8 protein-coding genes and 1 pseudogene are annotated in these 21,294 nt (G+C 46.0%); all 9 read left to right on the forward strand.

Features of this window, described 5'->3' with window-relative positions:
* Positions 1 to 182: 182 nt before the first annotated feature.
* The 9 genes and pseudogenes from NW212_RS01650 (at position 183) to NW212_RS01690 (ending at position 21,291) form a co-directional block, all read left to right on the forward strand.
* Positions 183 to 3,522, forward strand: a pseudogene (locus NW212_RS01650) (TonB-dependent receptor).
* Positions 3,523 to 3,550: 28 nt separating this feature from the next.
* The gene (locus NW212_RS01655; protein ID WP_258336917.1) at positions 3,551 to 5,347 is read left to right on the forward strand and encodes a RagB/SusD family nutrient uptake outer membrane protein; all 1,797 of its coding nucleotides are present in this window, start codon (positions 3,551 to 3,553) and stop codon (positions 5,345 to 5,347) included.
* Between the two features lie 158 nt (positions 5,348 to 5,505).
* The gene (locus NW212_RS01660) at positions 5,506 to 7,287 is read left to right on the forward strand and encodes a right-handed parallel beta-helix repeat-containing protein (RefSeq protein ID WP_375337934.1); all 1,782 of its coding nucleotides are present in this window, start codon (positions 5,506 to 5,508) and stop codon (positions 7,285 to 7,287) included.
* A gap of 467 nt (positions 7,288 to 7,754) precedes the next feature.
* Complete coding sequence (locus tag NW212_RS01665) at positions 7,755 to 8,351, forward strand: RNA polymerase sigma factor (RefSeq protein WP_258336918.1); 597 nt, start codon at positions 7,755 to 7,757, stop codon at positions 8,349 to 8,351.
* Positions 8,352 to 8,422: 71 nt separating this feature from the next.
* Complete coding sequence (locus NW212_RS01670; protein ID WP_258336919.1) at positions 8,423 to 10,891, forward strand: beta-galactosidase; 2,469 nt, start codon at positions 8,423 to 8,425, stop codon at positions 10,889 to 10,891.
* A gap of 6 nt (positions 10,892 to 10,897) precedes the next feature.
* Positions 10,898 to 13,801, forward strand: coding sequence for a glycoside hydrolase family 2 TIM barrel-domain containing protein (locus tag NW212_RS01675; RefSeq protein WP_375337935.1), 2,904 nt, complete (start codon positions 10,898 to 10,900; stop codon positions 13,799 to 13,801).
* 54 nt (positions 13,802 to 13,855) lie between these two features.
* Positions 13,856 to 16,306 (forward strand): glycoside hydrolase family 3 N-terminal domain-containing protein, encoded by a 2,451-nt coding sequence (locus tag NW212_RS01680; protein WP_258336921.1) that lies wholly within the window; start codon positions 13,856 to 13,858, stop codon positions 16,304 to 16,306.
* A gap of 414 nt (positions 16,307 to 16,720) precedes the next feature.
* Entirely contained in the window at positions 16,721 to 17,815 is a 1,095-nt protein-coding gene (locus tag NW212_RS01685; protein WP_258336922.1) for a FecR family protein, read from the forward strand.
* A gap of 242 nt (positions 17,816 to 18,057) precedes the next feature.
* Positions 18,058 to 21,291 carry a TonB-dependent receptor gene (locus NW212_RS01690; RefSeq protein WP_258336923.1) on the forward strand — a complete coding sequence of 1,078 codons (3,234 nt, stop codon included), beginning with the start codon at positions 18,058 to 18,060 and terminating at the stop codon, positions 21,289 to 21,291.
* Positions 21,292 to 21,294: the final 3 nt, after the last annotated feature.

Below are 21,294 nucleotides of genomic sequence, written 5' to 3' on the forward strand. Positions count from 1 at the left end.
AACCACCATAATGAAATGCGGGAAAGCTAAGCCTTCTCCATGAAAAAATCGTACAGAAAAACTCATTTACACTTAATTTCGTAATAACATCATGAAAAACAATCGTAATCTACACATGAAAGGAAGATCGCCGCACACTTCCGGCCAAAAAATTCCTTTAGCAATGAAACTGCTCTTCTTCTATCTTCTATCTGTTCTGTTCCGCAGGCATTCTACCAGCGGCAGGAAGTTATGCCCAAAGTGCCCAAATCACGCTTGAAGCAGAAGAAGCAACAGTAGCCGAAGTGCTCAAGCAAATCGAAGAAAACTCAGATTTCAACTTTTTCTACAACAATGCGCACGTAGATCTGGAACGCAGCGTTTCCATTTCTGCAAAAAACAGTGATATCTTCACAGTACTTGATGAAGTGTTCGCCAACACAGATGTGCATTATACAGTGCTTGACAAAAAAATCATTCTGTCCAACAAAGCGGAAAGTCAATCGACAACCCAGCAGAAAAAAGTGATACAAGGAAAAGTGACTGACGCCAACGGAGAAGCCGTTATCGGAGCTAATGTCCGCGAAGCAGGAACAAATAACGGTGTCATTACAGATATGGATGGAAATTTCAAGCTGACTGTATCGAGCGGAAGCGAAGTGCAAGTCAGCTATATCGGATTTGCAGACAAAACATTCCGTGTCAAAGACGATACAAGCAACTACAACATCACTCTGGAAGAGGACAATAAAATGCTGGATGAAGTGGTGGTGGTAGGCTATGGCACACAGAAAAAGGTAAACCTGACCGGATCTGTGGCCTCCATCAGTACGGACGAGATCAAAGACCGTGTACAGACCGATGTCCTTTCATCCATACAAGGTACAGTGCCCGGAGTCACTATCATCTCACGACCGGGATCAACACCCAGCATCAATTTCCGAGGCCGAGGCAATTTAGGCACTTCGGAGCCGCTCTATGTAATAGACGGAGCCATTGCCGACGCAACCTTCTTCTCCAACCTTGACCCCAACAGCATCGAATCCATATCCTTTTTAAAAGACGCAGCTTCATCGGCCATCTACGGTTCGCGTGCTGCCTACGGTGTTGTCTTGGTCACGACCAAAGCAGGCAAGGAAGAAAAGACCAGTGTTTCTTACAGCGGCTTCGTAGGCGTAAAGATGCCTACATATCTGCCAGACCTTGTCAACTCGGCAGAATACGCTACTCTATTGAATGAAGCAATGTACAACCGCAACCCTTCGGGAGGATGGAACCAAGCATACACAGATGAAGAAATCGGCTGGTTCCGCGACGGAAGCCGCCCGGACTACTATCCGAATACAGACTGGATTGACTTAACTATGGACAAGCATGTACTTACCACGCAGCACTCCATCAATGTAAGTGGAGGAACAAAGAAACTGCGCTATTATATCGGAGGAGGCTATCTGTATGACGACAAGTTCACACGCGGACAAGACAGCCGACGTTATAACCTGAACATGAATGTCACCTCAGACGTAACAGACTGGCTGTCCGTTTCCGGAGGAATGAAGTATATCCGCAACGAAAACAAGACAGAACATGGCGTACCTTCTATCATAAACTACCTGCTGGTGCCTTACCATGGTAGCACAACAGTCTGACGGAAACTGGGGCAGTATCGCTGGCGGAAAGCAAGCCACAATTTCATTCATCACAGGCAATCCTCTGCGCGCCATGAACTCGGACAACTGGAACAATTCTTCCTTTGAAAATTCCATGTATAACCTGAGCATCGACATCAAGCCGGTAAAAGGACTGACCATCACCGGAGCCGGAAGCTACAAGCGGTATGAATACAAATACAAGTCATATACAGCCTTACAGGATGAAGTGCCTCTTTTCGGATCCGGTGATCTGATCAGCGGCACAGGCAATGCCGTCAACCAGATGAGCATGAGCTGGAACAGCAGTTCTGTACTGCAAACCCAACTGACAGCGCATTATGATTATACATATGACGAACATGACTTCACGCTGCTTGCCGGTACTTCATACGAGCACTATCAAGGCCAGTCGCTAAACGGAAGCCGCAAGAATTTCCCTTCTGACTCGTTTCAGGATATGAGCGGCGGCTCAGCTGCCGGCACAGACATCACCAACGGATCTGCCATGAGCGAATACAAGATAATGTCCTATTTCGCACGTCTAAACTACAGTTTTAAAGACCGTTACCTCTTTGAAGCCAACGTTCGCGCTGACGGCTCTTCACGATTCCATCCAGACAATCGCTGGGGCGTATTTCCATCATTCTCGGCAGGCTGGAGAATCAGTGAAGAATCCTTTATGGACAAGCTCACATGGGTAGACAACCTGAAAATCCGCGCTTCATACGGAACCCTGGGAAACATCAACAACGTAGGCTACTATGACTATTTCCAGCTCTACGACATCGGCAGTTACTACACATTTGACGAATCGTTAGTTTCCGGCATCTATGAGTCACGCCCCGCCAATACGGAGTTGAGTTGGGAACGGGTGGCCATCACTGACATCGGATTGGACGCAGACCTGTTCAACGGACGATTAAGCCTGGTAGCCGACTATTATATCAAAAACACCAGTGACATCCTGCTGGCATATAATGTGCCCGCCGAAACCGGGATCTCCACTGCACCTTCCCAAAATCTCGGTAAGGTACGCAACAAGGGTTTCGAACTGGCATTGACCTATCGGGACAAGATCGGCAGCGACTTCCATTTCAGCATTGGAGGAAACATCGCTTTCAACAACAATGAAATTACCGACCTTGCCGGTTCGGACAACATGATTCAATCCGGAGGCGACAAAATAAGATATATACTGAAAGAAGGAGAAGCCATCGGTTCATATTATGGCTTCAAAACCGACGGACTCTACACGCAGGAAGAGATTGATGCCGGACATTATTATACGTTTGGCCGCGTGCCTAATGCTGGTGACATCAAGTACGTACCTCAGCGCGAAGGAGTTAAATGGGGAGATCCCATCACGGACGATGACCGGACCATTATAGGCTGCGATGTTCCGAAGTTTACGTATGGAATCAATCTGAATCTAAATTACAAAGACTTTGAACTCTCATTGTTCGGTCAGGGAACATCAGGAACCAATGTGGCTTTCGAATCAGAACAGGTATGGGCATTTTTCCTGAACTCCAATCCGCGCAAGTACCACTTGAACCGCTGGACTGAAAGCAACCCCAATCCCAATTCGCTTTATCCGCGCATCTACGGAGGCTCCTCGCTCGACGACTACAACCAGAACTTCTCTGACTTCCAGATATTCGATGCCGACTATTTCCGCATCAAGACCATCACTTTGGGCTATCAGCTCCCCAAAGACATCATCAACAGATGGGGAATCAGCGCACTGAAGTTCTTCGTTACAGGCGAGAACCTGTTTACATTCCGCGAAGACCATAAGATGAAGGATTTTGATCCCGAGTCTGTATCCGGACGTTCGGTAAACGCCTTCGGAACAAAATCTGTTGCTTTCGGCGTCAACTTATCTTTCTAACCTCACATTTTAACAAAAGGATTACATTATGAAAATAAATATCATCAAATCAATCGCCTGGGTGGGCTTATTCTCCGTGTCCGTTTCGTCCTGCGACCTGGATGTCATACCACCTGATTCTATGGTTTCCGAAAGTTTCTGGAAGACAGAAAAGGACGCTTGGTACGCCCTCAATGAAATATATGCCCGCATGCCCGACTTCATAGACGGCATGAGTTATGAAATGTATACCGACAACGCCCACAGCCACAAGCCGTGGGAAGGGGCCTGGGAAGCATTCCAACAAGGAGGAATCACAGCCGGGCAATCCAGCGGCTACGATTACAGCGTCATTCGCCTTGTTAACGACTTTCTGGAAAAAGCCGACAACTGCGAAATGGACGACAACCTGCGCAAACGCATGAAAGCAGAAGCCAGATTTTTCCGTGCATGGGCTTATCAGGAAATGATTGTCAAGTTCGGCGGCGTACCTTTAGTAACAACGGTACTTGCCTACGATGCTCCTAATGTCAAACGGGACGACATAGAAACTGTACGTACATTCATATTGACAGAACTGCAAGAAGTAGCCGACATACTGCCGGACAGTTATGACGGCGGAGAAATGTATGAAACCGGACGTGTGAGCCGGGCAGCCGCTTTAGCCTTGCGCGCACGAGCAGCTCTTTATGGAGGCAATTATCCAGAAGCTGAAGCCTCAGCCAGTGCCGTCATCAACGAAGGACACCATTCCCTGTTCAAGGTGACGGAACTGAACAGTGCCCAACAGCAAGAAGCCGATGAAATGGAACAATGGGTTGACTTCAATACACTGGGAATCGACAAAACGAATTTCATGAAAGGTATTTTCAGTTACGAAGGCATCTGGCAGGATGACAACGGAGCCGTACGCAACAATCCCGAAGTCCTGCTCAGCCACGAACACATGTATGACTCCAATGTCACCGACTTGGCCAGATACCAATATGCCCGCCCGTCACAGTTAGTCCGCGGCTATTCATCCTACGAACCGCTGCCCGACCTGGTACAGGCTTACTGGAAAAGTGACGGAAAGACACTGCCGGACAAAGTAGACCCCGACACGGACGCTTCCAACTATGCAGCTCTCTACGTAAAAGTGCAAAACAACGGATCTTCCATCAGCCAGCAGGAATACATCGAGAAAGTACCCACATTAGATCTGAAGTCAGAAGCGTATATACAACAATTCCGGAATCGTGACAGCCGACTGTACGCTTCCATTCTGTTGCCGTTCAAGGGATGGCATGTCACAGACTTCGGCACGTTCTACTACCGATGGTTCCCGGAGAAGGCTGGAAGTGAAGACGGCAATGAATCATGGACAGGATTCAGCTGGCGGAAACAGGTAGCATTGCGCGGATATGACTCAGGAAGCGAGAACTACAGCTATGACGATTTCCCCGTATTGCGTTACGCTGAAGTTCTGCTGACGGCTGCCGAAGCCCACGTTCAGAACACAGGCTACGATGCTACAGTCACAGGCTGGCTAAATCAACTGCGCGAACGTTGCGGCATGCCTGACGTACCCGCATCCTTCGCATCAAAGGACGAAGCCCTCAATTTTATCCGCAACGAACGCCGCATCGAACTGGCAGGCGAAGGACAACGCTTTGCCGATATGCGCCGCTATGGTAACGACTATTGCAAACAAGTGATGACAGGTCCTTCCTACGCTCCCGGATCGCCCGGCGGCGGAAAATACACAATCGTAGACAAACAATGGAATGACCGCGGAATGCTGCTGCCTATCCCCACCAGCGCCATGGACTACAACCCGCTGCTGGAACAGAATCCTGGATACTGATACAGACCAATCCGCAACATAATATATGCTGAAAAGACGGATGACCACAGATTGCCATAAAATATCCGCGGCCATCCGTCTTTCTTTTTCGCTCAAAAAGAAGATATGTTCTCAAAAAAAAACGTTTTATTTGCATTCCTTACTAAAAAAGCACTGCTATGATAAAAAGACTACGCACATCCATCGCCCTGATGCTCTTCTGCACAGGGCTGTATGCTCAACAAACTATTGACGCGACCCGCTATGGCATCCGTCCGGACACTCATTCCGACGTATCGCCCCGCGTGCAGAAATTATTGAAACAAGTCCGCAGACTGGCAGATAAAGGAGAAGAAGAAATCATCATCCGCTTCGCTCCGGGAAGGTACGACTTCTACCCGGACAAAGCCGCCGAACGGGAATATTACATATCCAATCATGATCAGGATAACCCCAAACGGGTGGGAATTCCGCTTGAAGAACTGAAAAGAGTGACTCTGGATGGAGGGGGCGCCCGGTTCGTCTTTCACGGACGGATGCTTCCGGTATCCCTCTTGCACTCGGAGAAATGTACCTTGAAAAACTTCAGCATCGACTTCGAGAATCCCCATATAGCCCAAGTGCGCATCATAGAAAGCGACACCGTGCGAGGCACCACCTTTGCACCTGAAAAATGGGTGCGCTGGCGTATCACACCAGACTCGGCATTCGAAGCCTACGGCCGCGAATGGACCGTCAGGCACAGTTGGGGGGTAGTATTCGAAGCAAACACCAAACGGCTGGTATATAATACAGGCGACCGTTCCTGCCCTACGAAAGGAGCTTATCTGACCGCCTCAGGATACGTGCATGCACCGCATTGGAAAGATGCGGCACTGAAACCCGGCATGCGCTTTGTCATGCGGGGATGGGGACGCCCGGCACCCGGCATCTTTCTTTACGGCAATACGGACACGCGTCTGGAAAACATACAAGTGCATTATGCCGAAGGCATGGGACTGCTGGCACAACTTTGCCAAAATATCACCCTGAATAAATTCAACGTATGCTTGAAAGGGGAAGACGATGCGCGATGCTTCACTACACAAGCCGATGCCACACATTTTTCAGGCTGCAAGGGAGTAATCAATTCGTGCGACGGCTTATATGAAGGAATGATGGACGATGCAATCAATGTGCATGGCACATACCTGAAAGTTATACGCCGCATAGATGACCGCACTTTAGTCGGGCGTTACATGCACGACCAGAGTTGGGGATTCCGCTGGGGAGAACCAGGCGACTCGGTGCAGTTTATCCGGGCCAATACCATGGAACTGACCGGCAACGTCAACCGGATCGACTCTATCCGCCCCTACGACCGGGCAACGGAAAAAGGCGCACGGGAATTTCTGATTACATTCCGCAATCCCATAGCCAACGAAATCAGCGAAAACGGCGCTTACGGTATCGAGAACCTGACATGGACGCCGGAAGTGCTTTTCGCACGGAATACCATACGCAACAACCGCGCCCGGGGCGCACTGTTCAGCACACCGCGCCGCACAACAGTGGAAGATAACTTCTTCGACCACACTTCGGGCACCGCCATCCTGCTTTGCGGCGACTGCAACGGCTGGTATGAAACGGGAGCCTGCCGCGACGTCCTGATCCGGCGGAACCGTTTTGTAAACGCACTTACCAGCCTGTACCAGTTCACCAATGCCGTTATCTCCATTTACCCTGAAATACCGGAACTGGACAAACAGCAGCAATATTTTCATGGAGGCAAAGGCAAAGGAATCGTCATCGAAGACAACGAGTTCGACATGTTTGACGCACCGCTGCTCTATGCCAAATCGGTAGACGGCCTATGGTTCCGCCGGAACATCATCCGGAAAAACACCGCTTATCCCCCATTCCATTTCAATAAAGACATGTTCTGGCTGGAACGGGTGACAAACGTACATTTGTCGGAATGACGCAGTCATCTGAAAAACACACAGACTGCTCTGATACCTTATGGACTAGCCGTTAAAACGCAAAGGCGCAATGCCTCAAAAAACAGCGGAGTGCCGTCATCAGACGCATGACGCTGCGTGAAATTCTATATCTCTAGCCTAGAGATATAAATCTCCAGCCTGAAGATGCACATCTTTAACTTGAAGATATGTATCCTTAAGCTGGAGATTGTTTTTATGTCCGCCGGAAACGTTTGTTACGGCTTCTTGCCCCCCAAAAAAGATTTCACGGAAAAAGTATCTGCCATGACCTGCATACAATGGCATTCGCCATTTCCGCCAGGCAACTTTGAGTGACCGGTCACGTTTTGCAATCGAAAGATGAGGAAGTATTTCGTTTTTTTATCGTATATTTGCCGGAAATAAAGAAAAGGCAATCAACCATTTTACCGCAACCATTAATTTATCTCTGAAAAACATACTAAACAATGATTAACTACAAAGAATGGAATAATTGGACAGACGAATCTTTATGGGAGCTGCTATTAAACAGGAACGTAGAGATTTTGGAAATCCTGTATCGGAGATATTATGACTTGCTGCTGAACTATGGGCTAAAAATCTATCCAGATAAAGAACTGGTAAAAGATTGTATCCAGGATCTTTTCGTCAAATTGCATCTAAGCCGCAAACTGTCAAATACAATATGCGTTAAAACATACCTGCTAAAAGCGCTGCGAAATCTATTGACAGACAAACTGTCATCCATAAAAGAAACAGAAGACGTGGAAAAGGTGTGTTTTAATCTAACCATAGACAACTTTGCATTGTCTGCCTTATTCAAGCAAAATGACGAAGAGCTTAAATTGAGCAGACAGCTCCTTAATGCTTACCATCAACTTCCGGCAAACCAGCGTGAAGCAATTTATTTACGCTACGTAAAGGGCTTGCCTTACAAGGAAATGGCGGAAGTGCTTGATATAGCCCCTCAATCAAGCATCAATCTGGTTTCAAGAGCACTCACAAAATTGAGGGCTATCATGCAGCTGGAAAAGATAATTCTGGTCTTTTTGATCGTGCGCTAATCATTTATCCTTTCAAGTGAGTAGTTCTTTTCATTTTTTCCGTATTATAGTAAACTGAAAACATTACTTATATGAAACTCACATTTAAATTAGCCGTATTATTATGCCTGTTTTTAGGGTATTCTTCAAACGCATTGGCAGAAGAAAGCGTCAAGCACTTCCCTCATCCCGACCGTATCCGGTATGATGGCTCCTGCATGACCATTGAAGGAAAAGATCTGTTTATCTACAGCGCAGCTTTCCATTATTTCCGTTGTCCGGAACCTTTATGGAGAGACCGTTTCAAGAAAATAAAAGAAGCGGGCTTCAACACGGTAGAAACTTACATTCCCTGGAACTGGCACGAACGGAAAATGCCCGCCAGCCCCGACGCTCCGGGCGAATTTGATTTCGCTGATTTAAGGCGATGGCTTAAAATGGCACAGGATGAATTCGGATTTTATACGATAGTACGTCCGGGGCCGTTCATTTGTGCGGAATACTCCGGAGGAGGCTACCCCAGATGGCTGGCCAAATTCCGTCCGGAAGGTTTCAATGGTTTCTGGCTGCGAAGCGCAGACTACCAACACATACGCTGGTGCCAGCATTGGTATGATGCCGTATGCAAGGAACTTGTGGACGAACAAATAACCCATAAGCCAAAAGGAGAAAAAGGCATTATTCTGATTCAAATCGAAAATGAATACAACCATCACGACTGCGAAAACAAAGAGGAGCTTCTCAAAGCTTTATACCGGTCTGTACGAAAAAACAACATCGATATTCCTGTATTTACTTGTCTGACAAAAGAATGCAGAAACAGCGAGAATCCTGAATTGTCACAGGTATTCGACAGTGACAACTATTATGTAGGACTCTCTTCTGCGCCAGACTGCGCCTACCGGATGGAAAATCTTAAACAATCCCAGCCTGATGCACCGGGATTTGTTACCGAATTACAAGGAGGATGGTTCTCGCTGGTTACCGGCCGCCTCAGCGAAGATCATTATTCTGACGCACGCCACTTCCGCGCATTAGGACTTATGTCTATGCTGGGAGGAGCTACCGGATTAAACTATTACATGTTCTTTGGAGGTACCCATTTCGACGGATGGGGAGCACGCGGCATGACTACATCCTATGACTACAATGCCGCCATACGCGAAAACGGAGCTACCGGCGAAAAATACGTGGAATCGAAAGCCATCGGAGAATTTATCCATACGTACAACGACCAGTTGGCCCGCTCAAAGGGAGGTCCCTGTCTGCTGGAGAATGCCCCTCAATCTCTCTTCGGAGGAATACGGGTGGCGGAAGACGGCACACGTTTTATTTTCCTGCATAATACAGACCCTCAACAAGCAATTAAGGGCAAGGTAAGAATCATTCCCGGAAAATCACCGAAACATTCAGACCCGATGTATAACATCAACCAGCATGGAGAGAAGGTGCTGATTGATGCGGAAGCTGAAGAAAACCATAATCTGCAGAACGTTTCCCCAATAGAAGTAGAATATGAACTTCCGGCATTAGGAGCAAAAGTATTGGTGCTTCCGGCCAATTCTTCCGTCAAAAAGGGTACATGGTGGCCTAAAGCACAGATGCAGACCTTACGCCCTTCCCGGCTTCCGGATCCTGTACGCGTCACCTCGGCTTGGAAAAAAGAAGATCCATTTGCAGAGGCTCAATGGAAATCAACTCCACGACTGGTTTCACTATCAGACCTCGGCGTCAATGATTTCCGTTACAGCCTGTACCGTACCCACGTAAACCTGAATGCACAGCAAGTAAAAGATGAATGCTTTTTACTCTTTAATATGTTCACCCGCGACATCGTGTCTGTGCAAGTAAACAACAAACAAGCCCGAAGACTCTTTCCTGACAAAGCCGACGCACAAAGCTGGACAACCCGCGACTGCTTTGAACGCATTCGCCCAGACGAATACGATAACCGCTTTGACGTAACAGGACTATTGCACGAAGGAAATAACGAAATACTGGTAGTGTACGAAAATCTTGGACATGCCCACGGATATTACCCAATGGAAGAACTTGCCGGTATCCGACAGGCCGGCCTGTCCATCACCGAATCAGCTCTAACGCATCCGTTGGAATGGGAATGCGCCACAGATATGGCAGGCATTACCGCCGGATGGCAATTACCAGAATACTCCCCGGCAAATTGGGAGAAAGTGGCTTTGGACTCCAACTGCAATATACCAGAAAAGGGAAATGACATACAGCCCAAAGGAACCCCCGACGGACTTTTCACATGGTACCGGATTGAATTTGAATTGCCCGAACAACAATCCGGAGTATGGATTCCATGGTTAGCGCGTATCAATGCATCCGGTAACGGATATATGTGGCTGAACGGATATAATATCGGCCGCCACTGGGAAGCAGGTCCGCAACGAGAATATTATTTGCCGGAATGCTGGCTCAATTTCGGTTCTCAAAAGAATGTGTTGGTGATGGGATTGCGCCAGACAGCCAACGGAGCTGTTCTGAAGGCCTTAGAAATAGCGCCTTATCCTAACGCAGCAGAAATCAGAAAATAATTAACCATGAAACATATTCTCATATTTTGCTTTATATGCCTTGGCATCGCGTTACAATGTAACGCGACGCCCCTTCCTGAAAGGAAGATCTTGAACATGAACACAGACTGGGCATTCCATCGGGGAGACCAAGAAAATGGAGCCGACCCCAATTTAGATGATACGTACTGGATACCAGTTGCTATACCTCATATTATGCAGCTGGAACCCAAACATTGCGGCGGGAACTCCATATATGATGGCATAGGATGGTATCGCCGATACTTTACACTTCCCGACACTTACAAGAACAAGCGTATTACGGTTCACTTTGAGGGAGTGATGACCAACTGTGAAGTTTTTCTAAACGGAGAAAAAATAGCTGCACATCATGGGGGATATATTGGCTTTACCGTAGACTTGACAAACCGTATCAACTGGGGAAAGACCAATCTGTTGGCCATAAAAGTATCAGCCCAGCATGACCCGTTGACTCCTCCGGGAAAGCCACAGGAAAAAATGGATTTCTACTACTATAGCGGTATCTACCGTGATGTGCGTATGATAATCACTGAAAAAGTCTATATAACCGACCCTCTACAAGAAGACATCACCGCTGGAGGAGGGCAATTCATCACTTATCCCGAAGTGAGCCGCTCATATGCACGTACACATATCAGCACTCATATCCGTAATTTAACTGAAAAGGATACCCCCGTAGAGGTACATTTACAACTGATTGATTCTTCCGGAAAGACCGTGGCAGAAACAGAAAAGCGGCTTCTCCTTGGAAAAGAATCCGCCCAAACGGTGACACAGGATTTACATATAACTCATCCCACGCTATGGCATCCGTACAAGCCTTATCTCTACACATTATGCACCCGACTTATGCAAAACGGGAAAGTCCTGGATAAGATTACCTGGCAGATAGGAATCCGCAGTATCCGGTATACAGCAGAAGAAGGCTTCTTCATCAACGGAGAAAAATTATATCTCCGAGGAGCAAACCGGCATCAAGCCTTTCCTCATATCGGAGATGCAGCCCCTAATTCCATGCAGGAAAGAGATGTGATCAACTTAAAAAAAGGAGGATATAATGCAGTCCGTGCAGCTCACTACCCAAGTGACCCGGCCTTTCTAAACGCATGCGACCGTTATGGGTTGCTCGTCGTAGAGTGCATTCCCGGATGGCAATATTATAATCCAGATTCTACTTTTATCAACCGTCTTTATGAAGTCGGAAAAGGCATGATTCGCCGCGACCGCAATCATCCCTCCGTTATTCTTTGGGAAACGGCATTAAACGAATCCCGCTATCCTGTATCATTGGCTAAAAATCTTTTTGAACTTGCACATTCCGAATACCCGGGCAACCAAATGTACACAGCCGGAGATTATTTTGGACACAACGATATGGAGCCTTATTATGACGTATTCTATAAACAGGTGTCCCAATACCCTAAAGATGGAGATGTCATGAGCAATTATCCGGAAGATTTCATTTCAATAAAACCTCTTTTCACTCGTGAATGGGGAGATGGAGTAGGAGAAAAACCGCGCGTCAGTTTAATGGAAAATGAAGAGGAGCAGATGAAACAATGCCGAAGCCGCCTTGAGCAACTAAACGGAAAAGGTTACTTTGACTGGTGTATGCTGGACGCTAATCCTCACATGGGCGGTCATTTCGTGTGGAGTTACAATGACTATGCCCGTGGCAGCGAAGATGAAACAATGTACAGCGGCGTAGTAGATATGAACAGATTCCCTAAATTCAGTTACTATATGCTGCAAAGTATGCGCGATCCGTCCATCAGTCAGCCCGGCTTATATGATGGGCCCATGGTTTTCATTGCATCCTACAATGCATCCGGAAAATTTTCATCGTCAACTTCTCATATCATGGTATTCTCAAACTGTGACGAAGTAAGACTCTATCGGAACGGAAAGAAAATAGGAACACAAACCCGTTCGGAACGAAGTCCGCTTTATCAGTCTATCGTAAATAAAGGAGGTAGCCCTGCCTTTGTTTTCAATGCAGGAAACTATGAAGCCGGAACGTTAAAAGCTGAAGCTCTAATAAAAGGAAAAATTGTGGCGACCCACAGCATTGCCACACCGGGAAAGCCCAATCAGCTGCGCATTACTGCAAAAACGGACGGCATCTCTCCCATAGCTGACGGTTCGGACCTGATTCCGGTTTATGTCACTGTATGCGATTCGAATGGCACTCGCGTATATAATTCTGACTTGAAGATTAAATTACATGTTTCCGGCAAAGGAGTCCTTGTTGGAGATACGGCCAGCAGGGTTGGCATCAATCCCCAAAAAGCAGAAGGAGGCATCGCTTTTGCATGGATACGCACTTCGCAGGAAGCAGGGAAAATCCGGATAGAAGCAACTGCCGAAGGAGGCATTAAGGGAGAAACAGAAATCACGACTCTTCCTTATAAAGGAGAATACCTTCCTTCCGGAAAACACAAGGTATTTATTGGTCATGAAGAAGATAACGTTGTTATAAAACCAAGTTCATGGCAACAACGAATCTTAAAGAAAACGTGTTTAGAGATAAAGGATATCCAGACTGATGGCGCGCAAAAAGGTTATCCATCCGCACATATCATTGACAAAAATGACCGAACCTGGTGGATTGCTCCCAATGATAAATTCCCCCAAACGATTACTTTGGATCTGGGAAAGACAACTTATGTAGAGGCCAGTCGCATCCTTTTCCAGAAAGACAGCTCCTCCTACCATCACAAAGTAGAAACTTCTGAAGACGGGGAACACTGGCAAGAACTTTACACACGGGAATGTACCGGGTGGGATTTTAAGCCCGTGAAAGTAGATCGAGAAATCAGGTATTTCCGATTAACGATCGACCGTGTATCCGAAGGCCGGGCCGGATTAGGAGAAATTTCACTGTTTTAATATGAATCATTTTTTTCTGAATCACTGTTTATGAGAAGAATAATGAAACCATACATGATAATTTGTGCAGTATTTCTGTTCATATGCCAGCTGAGTTCTGCACAAATTCATCTTCCTTCGATGGATGTATTCCCGCATAAAAAGGAAATCTACAAAAAAGGATGGATTGACTTCAATAAAAATGGACACAAAGACATATACGAAGATCCGTCACAGACAATAAACGCACGCCTGGAAGACTTGTTGTCACAGATGACATTGGAGGAAAAAGCAGGTCAGCTTGCTACCTATTATGGCTATAACAAAGTAATGAAAGACAGCATCCCTACTGAAGAATGGAGAAATTCCATTCTTCGTTATGGCATTGCAAATATAGACGAACACCTCAACGGAGAGATATTCAATCTAAAACGGCTGGTGGCTTGCATTCATGAAACCCAACGCTTCTTTGTAGAACAAACCCGACTAGGAATTCCGGTAGACTTCTCCAATGAAGGAATCAGGGGATTGTGCGCTCCGAAAGCTACCAGTTTCCCGTCTATGAACGGACTTGGCTGTACTTGGGATAAAGAACTTGCCTACCTCCAAGGAGAAATAGAAGGAAAGGAAGCCAGAGCATTGGGATATACCAACATCTATGCCCCCATTTTAGATGTAGCCCGCGACCAGCGCTGGGGAAGATGGGAAGGAAGCATCGGAGAAGACCCTTATCTGACAGCACGACTGGGAGTAGAAATGGCAAAAGGCATCCAAAGCCAAAAAATCGTTTCAACCCCCAAACATTACGTAGGATACGGCGACTGTAAGGCAGCGCGGCAATGGGATGCCCGTACCGACCCGCACATCACTCCTTCAGAAATGTATTATATCCATGAGTATCCCTTCCGTAAAGTATTTCAAGAAGCCGGAGCATTGGGAGTAATGTGTGCCTACAATGATTATGACGGAGTTCCCATGGCCGGCAATTACCATTATCTTACAGAAGTTCTTCGGAATGAAATGGGATTCAAGGGATATGTGGTATCAGACAGTTATGCCATTGGACGTTTGGCAGGTGTGCACAAAGTTGCGGCAAACGGGAAAGAGGCTTGTTTGCAAGCATTAAAAGCCGGATTAAATGTGCGTACCGAATTCAACAAACCGGATGATTATATACGCTATATCGGAGAGCTTGTTGAAGAAGGGAAACTTCCGATGAAACGGATAGACGAGCTGGTGTGCCAAGTATTATACGTAAAGTTCTGGATAGGCCTGTTCGACCAACCTTATATTGGCTCTGCCAAAGACGCAGACACAATCGTTTCTTCCGCTCTTCATCAGGCCACTGCATTAAGGGCATCCCGCGAATGCCTCGTACTGCTCAAAAACGAAAACAAAATGCTTCCGTTAGGCAAGCGGTACAAGCGCATCGCTGTCATCGGTCCGAATGCTGATTCCAAAGGATATATTCCCACCCATTATGGTCCGCGCGGATTTGATAGCTTCATAAGTGTATATGAAGGTCTGAAAAAAGTTTATGAGCAAGATGACGACACGAGTATAACCTATTCCAAAGGAATTGATCTGGTAAATAAAGGATGGCCGGAAAATGAACTGATAAGCGACACTCTGACCACGGAAGAACAACAAAGCATCGCTGAAGCAGTGCGCTTGTCACAGGAAAGCGACGTGATTGTAGCCGTATTAGGAGATGGCACAAGCACTTCCGGAGAAAGCCGCACACGGAGCAGTTTAGATCTGCCAGGGCACCAGGAGGAACTATTAAAGGCGCTCGTCAAAACGGGAAAGCCTGTTGTTCTCGTTTTAATTTGGGGACGACCGACCAGCATCAATTTCGGCGACAAATATTGTCCGGCAATATTGGCGGCAGGCTACCCCGGTGCACAAGGCGGACTTGCCATCGCAGAAGCCTTAAAAGGGAACTATAATCCGGGAGGGAAGCTAAACGGAACTTGGCCTAAAACCGTAGGACAACTCCCAATGAACATCCCGACGAAACCCAATGCCAATATGGAAGAAATGAACTATCATACTGTAGCCAACAAAGGACTGCTTTACTGCTTCGGACATGGGCTTTCTTACACACGGTTCAAATACGAAGATTTGGTTATCGACAGCGTTTACACCAACACCGGATTAGTGAATGCTTCTTGCAAAATAACCAATACAGGAGATTATGAAGGCGATGAAGTCATACAGTTATATATAAACGACGTCATCAGCTCCACCACTACCTATGAAAAAAATCTTCGCGGATTTGAACGTGTCCATCTGAAACCCGGCGAAAGCCGTACCGTACATTTCTCCATAGTGCCTGACGACCTGATTTTAATCAATGCGGACCATGAAAGAACAGTAGAGCCTGGGGAATTTAAAATAATGATAGGAAGTTCGTATGAAGATATTCGCTTAACCGGAAGCTTCTTTTACAGAGCTTCTCAAACAAGTCCAGCTTATAAAATCAAAGAAGAAAAAATCATGAATGATACAGAATATGCACAATAAGAACAAACTCTAAAATCAAAAAACAGCTAATAATCAGAACATATTGAGCTTGCTTAAAGCCTGTCGTTTTAATTTTCCAATATCATGTTCTTTTGCGAATTGTTTTCGGGTCTGTTTCAGAGAATCAGAAAACATCCTCGAAAACAATTCGCAAAACAAGCCTTGGAAAAATTTAAACGACAGGTTCTTGAATTTTATATAACTTGCCCGGTTCTACCCGTAGGACACCCAATGACAACGGCAGAATTTTCAAGGGCATGCCGTTGGAGGATTGCTTTCATGTCCCGGCAGGACAGAAAGTTTAAGCGGGTTCATTCTATTATTTCCACTTTTTTACATCTTTCTCAAAAATTTTCTTGATAAAGTGAGTATATTCTCATTATATCTCCGTATTAAAAGAAAAAGTAGCAAGCAATGAAAAAATTACGCCAGCAAACATACAAAGTCTTGCGCATACTTCTACAATACTTCAGACAGGCAGAAGTCACGGAATCTCCTGAAGAAGTAGATAGAATATGGGAGCAGATAAAAAAGGAAACAGCACTTCGAAAGAAGATGAAACGACAGCGCATTTTTTATATATCAACTTATGCGGCTGCCGCCATTGCAATACTTGTTACAATCGGAGTATCAATATTTGGTAAATACCAATCAGGGAACGACTATGATTGGCTGGAAAAATATGCCATGATTGCTGACTCTGCGACTACAATTAAAAGCATAAACGACATCAAACTAAAGTTGTCAAACGGTAAAGAAGTTTTCATACAGCCCAATAGTACGATAGCTTATACTTCTAAAAACACTTTGATGGTAAACACTGATACGGTGTATTATGATCAGGGACTTTCCAAAGGAAAAGACATTGACCAAATCATCACTCCGTCAGGCAAACAGACACAAGTCGTTCTTGCAGACGGTACCCGGCTTTGGGTGAATGCCAATACACGTGTAATATACCCGCACAAATTCAAGAACAACCTGCGCGAAATCTTCGTCGACGGAGAAATTTACATAGAAGTAGCCCATAATGACAAAGTTCCTTTTTCCGTAAAGACAAAAGACTTTAACGTAGAAGTATTGGGCACAAAATTTAACGTATTCTCTTACCAAGAGGAAGATCTTTCTTCAGTAGTATTAGTCGAGGGAAGCGTAAAAGTAGAAAATAAGTCTTTGAATAACACAGTCTTAACTCCCGGTCAGCTTATAAACATTAAAGACGGGAATCTGGGAAAACCTGTCAAAGTTGATGTAAACAAATACATCAGCTGGATTGACAACCTGCTAATATATAAAGAAGAACCGTTAGAGAAAGTGCTGCCCCGACTAGAGCATTACTATGGAAAGAAATTCGTTATAACAAACGACATAAAAGATATCAGAATTTCCGGAAAGCTGGAATTGAAAGAAAGGCTTGATAAAGTATTGCACACCTTGTCGTTTTCATTTCCTGTTACTTTCAAAGAGGAAGGCGACACGGTCTGGGTAATGAAAGAAAAAGACAACTAACCTTTAACCAATAATGTCAATATGCAAACAAATACTACGTAAACCTTAAAAAAAGCCAGACGATATGGGGGGCATATCCTCTGGCGCAATTAAGTTTCATCCTAACAGAATTGTTGAACTTAATGTTATACAAATGTATGAAAAATACAGGAATTCACATTAACAAGAAAAAAGCAAGTTTTAAATCTTTATTATTAATTGGCTTTTGCTCATTCAATTTGTCCGCATTTGCGCACACAAATATGCTGTATGCTCAAAGCCAAAGTTTCACCATCGAGATGTCCAATACCACCGTCAAAGGAGTATTCGACTACATTGAATCAAACAGCGAGTTTGTCTTCCTATACGACAAGAATGCCATCAACCTGAACAAGCAGGTCAGCATAGATGTAAAAGGAAGACCCATCCAGGACGTACTGGACGAAGCATTGGAAGGCCAAGATGTGGTTTATGAAATCAATGACCGCCAGATTGCCCTGAAGAAAGTATCTTCTACCCGTGCCACACAGCAGACCGTCCGCATCAAAGGAGTAGTGAACGATGCCACCGGTCCGATTGTCGGTGCCAATGTGATAGTGAAAGGTACTACCAACGGAATCATTACCGGAATGGATGGTGACTTCACGCTGGAAGTACACCCCGGAGACATTCTGCAAATTTCCTACATCGGCTACAAGACCCAAGAAATTGAGGTGAAGAACCAACGCGAGTTCAGCATCCTGCTGACTGAAGACACGAATGTGCTGGAAGATGTGGTAGTGGTAGGTTACGGCATACAGAAAAAAGCCAACCTGACCGGTTCCGTAGCCCAGGTTGACAGCAAGGCTTTGGAAAGTCGTCCGATTCAGAACCTTTCGACCGGTATCCAGGGATTAATGCCGGGCGTAACGATTACCGCCGGAGGAGGTGCGCCGGGTATGGACAATGGTACGATCCGTGTGCGCGGTGTTGGCACATTGAATTCTGCCGATCCCTACATTTTAGTGGACGGTATTGAAACCAGCACCATGAATGAAATCGACCCGAATGATGTAGAAAGCATTTCTGTATTGAAAGACGCAGCCTCTGCCGCTATTTACGGTTCAAAGGCATCGAACGGTGTCATCTTGATTACTACAAAACGAGGCAAAACAGGCAAGCCCAAGATTTCATATAACGGCTATGTAGGCATTCAGAACGCATCCAAACTAGTAGACCGTCTGAGTTCGTACGACTATGCCCGCTTATACAACAAAGCGATGGAAGAAGAAGGACTGACCCCTCGTTTCGACTCTGATGAACTCCAGAAATTCAAGGACGGCACTGACCACAATTATCCTAATACCGACTGGTATGATGAAGTATTCCAGACCGGCGTGCAGCACTCACATAATGTTAGTGTAAGCGGAGGTACGGAGGATGTTAAATACATGGGATCAGTAAGTTACCTGCACCAGTCGGGTATCCTGCCTAATGCTATGAGAAGACAGTTCAGCGGACGTACAAACCTGGATGTCAAACTGACTTCAAAATTGAGTGCACGCCTAAACCTGGCTTACATCGACAATGACTACTCAGACCCGACCAACAGCTATGTAGGAGGCGGCTCTTACCAAATTCTTAAATTAGCCAACCAAATGGCACCGTGGATTGTAGGACGGTACGACGATGGTACGTATGGTACGGTTTCTGACGGAAATCCACTGGCGTGGCTGGATGCTGACCAAACTGTAGACCGCATGAACCAAAACTTCACGGGGTCATTATCCTTGGACTACCAAATCATAGACGGACTGAAAGCTACTGTAACCGGTTCGTATGTAAACGACCAACAACATTACAAAGAGTTCCGCAAACAGATTCAGTATAACCCCAATAAAACGCATAGCCCCAATCAGCTGGACGAACGTTTCTATTTATGGGACCGCATCACATTCGATGCCCTGCTGAACTATGACAAGCAGTTTGGCGCACACGGAGTAAAAGGAATGGCAGGATATCACTTGGAAAAATACAACTATTCCGAAAACCAAAGCATCCGGAAAAACTTCCCGAACAATGATCTAACCGATATGAACGCAGGCAATGCCGCTACTCAGCAAGCCAATGGATATACCCGCGAACTGGCAATGATTTCTTGGTTCGGACGTATCAATTATGACTATGCCGGCAAATACCTCTTCGAAGCAAATATCCGCGCAGATGCTTCTTCCCGCTTTGCCGACGGTAATCGCTGGGGATACTTCCCTTCTTTCTCTGCCGCTTGGCGACTGAGCGAAGAAGAGTTTATGGAAGGTACCCGCGACTGGCTGAATAACCTGAAAATCCGTGGTTCATGGGGATTGCTGGGTAATCAAAGTGCATTAAGCGATTACTATCCTTGGCTAAACACTTACAAACTGGACGGAAAATACATTATCGGTGATGTATTGAATACCGGCTACTGGCAGGAAAGCTACAAACTGGCCTCCATCAGTTGGGAAAAAGCCCGTACATGGGGCATCGGTGTGGATGCTTCGCTGTTTAGCCACGTAGACCTTTCGGTAGATTACTACGACCGGAAAACGACCGATATCATCATGGACGTACCCGTTCCCCAAGAATTCGGATTGTCAGCCTATAAGGATAATATAGGAGAAATGGTGAACCGGGGAGTGGAAGTCACTTTAAGCTACCATAACCAGTGGGGCGACTGGAGCTTCGGCGCTACCGGAAACTTTGCCTACAATAAGAATGAACTGTTGGATTTAGGAGGCGTAAGCGCAATGGTTGATCCGAACGATGAATACAAACGTCGCCAAGTAGGAGAACGCCTGAATTCTTACTACGCTTACAAGGCCGTAGGATTCTTCAACTCCGATGAAGAGGCACAAGCCTGGATGGATAAATATGCCGGACAAGACGGATATCCGTTCAGCGGAACATTCAAAGGAGGAGATTTGATTTACGCTGATACCAATGGTGACGGCAAGATGACAGAAGCCGACCGTGTAGTGTTAGGCTCTAGCGACCCTTCATGGACTTTTGGATTAAACCTGAATGCAGGCTACAAAGGTTTTGACTTGTCACTGATGTTTACAGGAGCTGCCGGAGTCAGCCGAATGCTGGACAACAACGCTGTGGGCGACTTTACAGGAGATGTTCAACATCCCGCTTCTGTTTGGCTGGATGCCTGGACACCCGAAAACAAAGATGCCAAGATGCCGCGTATAGACTATGGTACAGATTCTCCCAGCCGCGCTTGGAACAACTTGTCCAGCTTCTGGATTCAGAATGCCAACTACCTGCGTCTGAAAAATCTCCAGTTCGGTTACACTTTCCCCAAGAAATGGCTGAAAGCCTTGCATGTGGAGAACTTGCGCATGTACTACTCTGCAGAAAACGTGTTCACTATTGACAACATGTTGGTGAATGTAGATCCGGAAAGTACGGATAGAGGCGGATATTCTTATCCTTTACTCCGCACGCATTCATTCGGTGTCAGTCTTACATTCTAACTT

The sequence above is a fragment of the Bacteroides sp. ET225 genome (assembly GCF_024733745.1).
Lineage (GTDB): Bacteria > Bacteroidota > Bacteroidia > Bacteroidales > Bacteroidaceae > Phocaeicola > Phocaeicola excrementipullorum.

Coding starts and splice junctions, on each gene's coding strand:
- NW212_RS01690 (WP_258336923.1), top strand. CDS start 18,058: ATGCTGTATGCTCAAAGCCAAAGTTTCACCATCGAGATGTCCAATACC.
- NW212_RS01670 (WP_258336919.1), top strand. CDS start 8,423: ATGAAACTCACATTTAAATTAGCCGTATTATTATGCCTGTTTTTAGGG.
- NW212_RS01660 (WP_375337934.1), top strand. CDS start 5,506: ATGATAAAAAGACTACGCACATCCATCGCCCTGATGCTCTTCTGCACA.
- NW212_RS01675 (WP_375337935.1), top strand. CDS start 10,898: ATGAAACATATTCTCATATTTTGCTTTATATGCCTTGGCATCGCGTTA.
- NW212_RS01685 (WP_258336922.1), top strand. CDS start 16,721: ATGAAAAAATTACGCCAGCAAACATACAAAGTCTTGCGCATACTTCTA.
- NW212_RS01665 (WP_258336918.1), top strand. CDS start 7,755: ATGATTAACTACAAAGAATGGAATAATTGGACAGACGAATCTTTATGG.
- NW212_RS01680 (WP_258336921.1), top strand. CDS start 13,856: ATGATAATTTGTGCAGTATTTCTGTTCATATGCCAGCTGAGTTCTGCA.
- NW212_RS01655 (WP_258336917.1), top strand. CDS start 3,551: ATGAAAATAAATATCATCAAATCAATCGCCTGGGTGGGCTTATTCTCC.